The organism is Actinomadura napierensis, from assembly GCF_039529375.1.
Lineage (GTDB): Bacteria > Actinomycetota > Actinomycetes > Streptosporangiales > Streptosporangiaceae > Spirillospora > Spirillospora napierensis.
Window position 1 is genome coordinate 1 of record NZ_BAAAMR010000219.1, and the last position, 5,978, is coordinate 5,978.

A 5,978-nucleotide genomic window follows, 5' to 3' on the forward strand; every position below is an offset into this window, starting at 1 on the left:
GCCGGCGCCCGCGAGCCCGGCGCGCCGCGCCGCCGCCGCGACCAGGCCCGCGCGTTCGCCGACCGCCTCGCCGCCGCGCACCCCATCGGCGCGGCCTGGCCCGGCTGGCTGCGCGACGAGACCGTCGTCTGCCGCTGCGAGGAGACCACCTACGGCTCCCTGTGCCGCGCGGCCGGCGACCGGGCGGGCGGGTCCGCCCGCGCGGTCAGGCTCGGCACCCGCGCCGGGCTCGGACCGTGCCAGGCCCGCGTCTGCGGTCCCACGGTCGCCGAACTGCTCTCCGGCAAGGTGAACGGGGCGAATACCCACCACCGGCCCATCGCCCAGCCCATCAGGCTCGGCGAGCTCGCAAGTCCCCCCACCGAGAACACAGAGAACCCCGACCAGAAAGAGAGCGCCCGATGAGCGACACCAAGCTCCTGAGCCTCGGCGGCGTCATCGTTGCGACGGCGCTGCCCTACTACGAGGACGCCACCGCTCCCGCCGGGCTCGCCGTCGACTACGACAAGTACGCCGAGCACTGCCGCTGGCTCGTCGACAACGGCTGCCGCGGCGTCGGCCCGAACGGCTCCCTCGGCGAGTACTCCTCGCTGACCGACGACGAGCGGCGCCGCGTCGCCCGCACCGCCGTCGAGGCCGTCGGCAAGGACGGCGTCGTCGTGGTCGGCGTGCACGGCCCCGGCTCCCACCAGGCGAAGCAGTGGGCGGAGATCGCCGCCGAGGACGGCGCGCACGGCGTGCTGTGCCTCCCGCCGACCATGTACCGGGCCAACCGCGGCGAGGTCGTCGCCCACTACGAGGCCGTCGCGTCCGCCGGGCTGCCCGTCATGGTCTACAACAACCCGATCGACACCAAGGTCGACCTCACCCCCGACCTGCTCGCCGAGATCGCGCAGATCGACGGCGTCGTCGCGGTCAAGGAGTTCTCCGGCGACGTCCGCCGCGTCCTGGAGATCAAGGAGAAGGCCCCCGGCCTGGAGGTCGTCGCCGGCGCCGACGACGTCACCCTGGAGGCGCTGCTGATGGGCGCCACCGGCTGGTTCGCCGGCTTCCCGAACGTGTTCCCCGCCGAGTCGGCGCTGCTGTACGAGCTGGCCACCACCGGGAAGCTGGAGGAGGCGCGCGCCCTGTACGAGCCGCTCGTCGCGGCGTTCCGCTGGGACTCGCGGACCGAGTTCGTCCAGGCGATCAAGCTCGGCATGGAGCAGGTCGGCCGGTACGGCGGCCCGTGCCGCCCGCCGCGCGGGCCGCTCACCGACGAGCACCGCGCCGGCGTCACCGCCGACATGGCCCGCGCGATCGAGGCCCTCGCGCAGCGGCAGGCCGCCTGATGCGCTCGGTCCGGTCGATCAGCGCGGTCGACTCGCACACCGAGGGCATGCCGACCCGCGTCGTCACCGGCGGCGTCGCGCCGATCCCCGGCGCGACGATGGCCGAGCGGCGCCGGTACGCCGTCGAGCACCTCGACGGGCTGCGCCGCTTCCTGATGGACGAGCCGCGCGGCCACGCCGCGATGAGCGGCGCGCTGCTGCAACCGCCCATCCGGCCGGACGCCGACTGGGGCGTGGTGTACGTCGAGGTCAGCGGGTTCCTGCCGATGTGCGGGCACGGCACCATCGGGGTCGCGACCGTGCTGGTCGAGACCGGGATGGTCGAGGTGACCGAGCCGGAGACGATCGTCCGGCTGGACACCCCGGCCGGGCTGGTCGAGGCGCGCGTCGCGGTCCGCGACGGCGTCGCCGAGAACGTCACGCTCCGCAACGTCCCGGCGTTCGCGCTGCGCCAGGACGCGGTGGTCGACGTGCCGGGCCTGGGCGAGGTCCGCTACGACATGGCGTACGGCGGCAACTTCTACGCCATCACCGAGCTGGAGCGGCTCGGGCTGCCCTTCGACCGGGCCCGCAAGGACGACATCCTCAAGGCCGGCCTGGCGATCATGGCGGCGATCAACGAGACCGACCGCCCGGTGCACCCCGGCGACCCGCTGATCGGAGGCTGCAAGCACGTCCAGTTCCTCGCCCCCGGCTCGGACGCGAAGCGCTCCCGCAACGCCATGGCGATCCACCCCGGCTGGTTCGACCGCTCGCCCTGCGGCACCGGCACGTCCGCGCGGATGGCGCAGCTGCACGCGCGCGGGGAACTGCCGCTGCACACCGAGTTCGTCAACGAGTCGTTCATCGGCACCCGGTTCACCGGCCGGCTCGTCGGCACCGCCGACGCCGGCGGGACGCCCGCGGTGATCCCCGAGTTCACCGGCCGCGCCTGGATCACCGGCAACGCCACCTACCTGCTCGACCCCGCCGATCCCTTCCCCGAGGGCTTCGTCCTCTAGCGGGATCTGGCCCCGTACGGGCCCTGCACCCGACGTCACGGCGCCCGGTCGCGTCCGGACCGGCCGCCGAACACCCACCCCCGATATCCCCTGACCCATCCGGGAGGGACCGTCATGTCCCAAGCCATGCCAAAAACACCCCCCTCGACCGATCCGGCCGGGGGCGGGCTGTTCACCCGCGCGGGCATCTTCCGCCTGAAGCCGGTCGACTCCTCGGAGGAGGAGACCGCCGGCGGCCTGCGCCGCACCATGGGCCTGTGGCAGCTCGTCGCGCTCAGCCTCGGCGGGCTCGTCGGCGCCGGCGTGTTCTCGCTCGCCGGCGTCGTCGCGCACGACGACGCCGGGCCCGGCGTGATGATCTCGTTCCTCATCGCCATCATCGCCAGCAGCGCCGCCGCGCTCTGCTATGCCGAGTTCGCCGGGCTCATCCCGAAGGCCGGCTCCGCCTACACCTACTCCTATGCCGCGCTCGGCGAGGCGATCGGCTGGGCCATCGGCTGGGACCTGCTGCTGGAGTACACCGCGATCGTCGCGGTCGTCGCGATCGCCATCTCCGGCTACCTCGGCTACATCCTCGACCAGGTCGGCCTCGACATCCCGCACTGGGCGCTCGGCGCGCCCGGCACCGGCTCCGGCCACAGGGTCGACCTGTTCGCGGCGCTGCTGTGCCTGCTGCTGGCGTTCGTGCTGTCGCGCGGGACCAAGGAGTCGGCGCGGTTCGAGACGATCCTGGTCGTCGTCAAGCTCGGCATCGTCGCGCTCGTCGTCATCGCGGGAGCGTTCCACATCTCCGGCGGCAACTTCAGCCCGTTCCTGCCGTTCGGCATCGGCGGCGCGATCTCCGGCGCCGCCACCACGTTCTTCGCCGTGTACGGCTACGACGCGATGAGCGCGGCGGCCGAGGAGAGCGCCGAGGCCAAGAAGGTCCTGCCGAAGGCGATCGTCATCTCGCTGGCCATCGCCGCGGTCATCTACCTGCTGGTCTGCATCGTGCTGCTGGGCATGCAGGACTACCGGCACATCGACGTCAAGAGCCCGTTCTCCAGCGCGCTCGCCTCCGTCGGCCTCGCGGGCCTCGGCACCGTCGTCGCGGTCGGCGCCGTCATCGGCATCACGACGTCCGCGCTGGCGAACATGCTCGCCGTCACCCGCGTCTGGTTCTCGATGAGCCGGGACGGGCTGCTGCCCGCCTACTTCGCCAGGAACCACCCGAAGCGGCAGGTCCCGGACCGGGTGATCCGGCTGGTCGGCATCGGCTCGGCGGTCATCGCCGGATTCCTGCCGATCAAGGAGGCCGCCGACCTCACCAACATCGGCATCCTGATGGCGTTCATCGTGGTCGCCGTCGCGATCATGGTGATGCGGAAGACCCGCCCCGACCTGCCGCGCTCGTTCCGCACCCCCTGGGTGCCGCTGGTGCCGCTGGTCGGCATCGGCTTCTCGATCTGGCTGATCGCCAACCTCGACTGGGTCACCTGGGTCCGGTTCGTGGTCTGGATGGCGCTAGGCCTGATCGTCTACGCGTTCTACGGATACCGGAACTCGGTGGAGAATCGAGGACCGGGGACCGTCCGCACCACCCCGCACGCCGGGGACGAAGGGAGCACCTCATGACACCGGACCAGGCCGTCGCCGCCGCCGTGTCCGCCGCGGCCGGATGGGCCGCGGCCCCGCCGCAGGAGCGCGCCGAGGGCCTGACCGCGATCGCGGACGCGCTGGAGGCCGCCCGCGCGGAGCTGGTCGCCCTCGCCGACGAGGAGAGCCACCTGGGCGAGGTCCGCCTGAACGGCGAGCTGACCCGCACCACCTTCCAGCTGAAGCTGTTCGCCGACCAGGTGCGCGAGGGCGCGTTCCACGACGCCCGCATCGACCGGCCCGATCCCGAGTGGCCGAGCGGGCCCCGGCCCGACCTGCGCCGCTACCGGACGGCGCTCGGACCCGTGCTGGTGTTCGCCGCGAGCAACTTCCCGTTCGCGTTCAGCGTCGCGGGCGGCGACACCGCCTCCGCGCTCGCCGCCGGCTGCCCCGTCGTGGTCAAGGCGCACCCCGGCCACCCCCGGCTGTCGCGCCGCACCGCCGAGATCATCGCCGGCGCCGGGCTGCCGGACGGGGTGTTCGGCCTGATCGAGGGCGAGGCGGAGGGCGTCGAGGCGCTGCGGCACCCCGGCATCGCCGGTGCCGCGTTCACCGGCTCGGAGAAGGGCGGCCTCGCCCTCGCCAGGATCGCGGCCGAGCGGCCGACCCCGATCCCGTTCTTCGGCGAGCTCGGCAGCGTCAACCCGGCCGTGGTCACGCCGGGCGCCGCCGAGGCGCGCGCCGACGAGATCGCGCAGGGCTACGCCGCGTCCCTCACCCTGGGCGCCGGCCAGTTCTGCACCAACCCGGGCCTGCTGTTCGCGCCCGCGGCGCTCGTCGACGAGATCGCCGAGCGGCTGGGCGGCATCGCCGCCGCACCGATGCTGAACGACCGCATCCAGTCGGGATTCCTCACGGTCTCCGACGTGCTCGGCGGCCGTCCCGGCGTCCGCCGCGTCGTCTGGCCCGAGGACGGGACGTCCCTCGCCCCGCGCCTGCTGACCATGGACCTGGAGGCGTTCCGCGCCGACGTCGACGCCGCCGGGCAGGAGTGCTTCGGCCCGCTCGGCCTGGTCGTCACCTACGACGACCTGGCCGACGTCGCTGACGTGATCGCCGCGCTGCCGGGCCAGCTCACCACGTCCCTGCACGCCGAGCAGGACGAGACCGGCGACCTCGCCGCGCTCACCGCCGTCCTCGCCGGCCGCAGCGGGCGGGTGCTGTGGAACCAGTGGCCCACCGGCGTTTCGGTCAGCTACGCGATGCAGCACGGCGGACCGTACCCGGCCACGACCGCGCCGGCCACCACGTCGGTCGGCACGGCCGCGATCGAGCGGTTCCTGCGCCCGGTCGCGTTCCAGGGCTGGCCGCAGGACCTGCTGCCGCCGCCGCTGCGCGACGACAACCCGTGGAAGGTCCCGCAGACCCTCCACTGATCAGGGCAGAGGCGTCATCGGGCGTCGAGCGCGCGCAGCAGCTCGCCGGCCGCGTCGTCCAGCGCGGCGATGAGGCGGCGGCCGGCGAGGATACTGTGGCACAGCGCGTCCTTCTCGGCGTCCTCGGCCGGGAGGTCGGCGTCCAGCGCGCGCATGAACCGGTCGAGGATCTCGGCCGGGCGCACCGGCGGGGCCAGGGCGGGGTCGGCCGCCAGGATCGCCCGCTGCAGCTCCCGCAGGCCCGGGCCCGGGTCCAGGCCGGCCTCCTCGGCCAGGACGCGCCGCGCGTAGCCGAGGGCGCGCAGCGCGTCCGCCTGCCGCCCGGACCGGTACAGCGCCGTCATCAGCCGCGCCCACAGCTCCTCGCGCAGCGGATGCCGCGCCGCCAGCTCCGACAGTTCCGGCACCAGCGCCGCGTGCCGGCCGAGCCGCAGCTCCGCGTCGATCCGGTCGCGCAGCGCCGCGAACCGGGCCTCGGCGAGGCGCTGCGCCTCGGCCCGCACCAGCGGCACGTCCGGGACGCCGGCGTAGGCGTCCTCACCGCGCCAGGCCGCGGCGGCCTGCCGCAGCAGCCGGGCTGCGCGGGCGTCGTCGCCCGCGCGGGCCGCCGCGCCGCCCTCCCGGGCGAGCCGCTC

6 protein-coding genes are annotated in these 5,978 nt (G+C 74.2%); 5 read left to right on the forward strand and 1 reads right to left on the reverse strand.

Annotated elements, in window-relative coordinates:
• The 5 genes from ABD296_RS48630 to ABD296_RS48650 form a co-directional block, all read left to right on the forward strand.
• Positions 1-405: (2Fe-2S)-binding protein (locus tag ABD296_RS48630; protein ID WP_344285103.1), on the forward strand; the 405-nt coding region annotated here is incomplete at its 5' end.
• Positions 402-1,331: a dihydrodipicolinate synthase family protein gene (locus tag ABD296_RS48635; protein ID WP_344285106.1), complete on the forward strand. Its 930-nt coding sequence runs from the start codon at positions 402-404 to the stop codon at positions 1,329-1,331. The genes ABD296_RS48630 and ABD296_RS48635, both read left to right, overlap by 4 nt.
• Positions 1,331-2,332: a proline racemase family protein gene (locus tag ABD296_RS48640; protein ID WP_344285109.1), complete on the forward strand. Its 1,002-nt coding sequence runs from the start codon at positions 1,331-1,333 to the stop codon at positions 2,330-2,332. Before ABD296_RS48635 ends, ABD296_RS48640 begins: the two co-directional genes overlap by 1 nt.
• Positions 2,333-2,458: 126 nt before the next feature.
• Positions 2,459-3,946 (forward strand): amino acid permease, encoded by a 1,488-nt coding sequence (locus ABD296_RS48645; RefSeq protein ID WP_344285112.1) that lies wholly within the window; start codon positions 2,459-2,461, stop codon positions 3,944-3,946.
• Complete coding sequence (locus ABD296_RS48650; RefSeq protein WP_344285114.1) at positions 3,943-5,343, forward strand: aldehyde dehydrogenase (NADP(+)); 1,401 nt, start codon at positions 3,943-3,945, stop codon at positions 5,341-5,343. Before ABD296_RS48645 ends, ABD296_RS48650 begins: the two co-directional genes overlap by 4 nt.
• Before the next feature lie 14 nt (positions 5,344-5,357).
• Here the strand turns inward: ABD296_RS48650 and ABD296_RS48655 are convergent.
• A partial coding sequence (locus tag ABD296_RS48655; protein ID WP_344285117.1) for an AfsR/SARP family transcriptional regulator occupies positions 5,358-5,978 on the reverse strand: 621 nt, incomplete at its 5' end.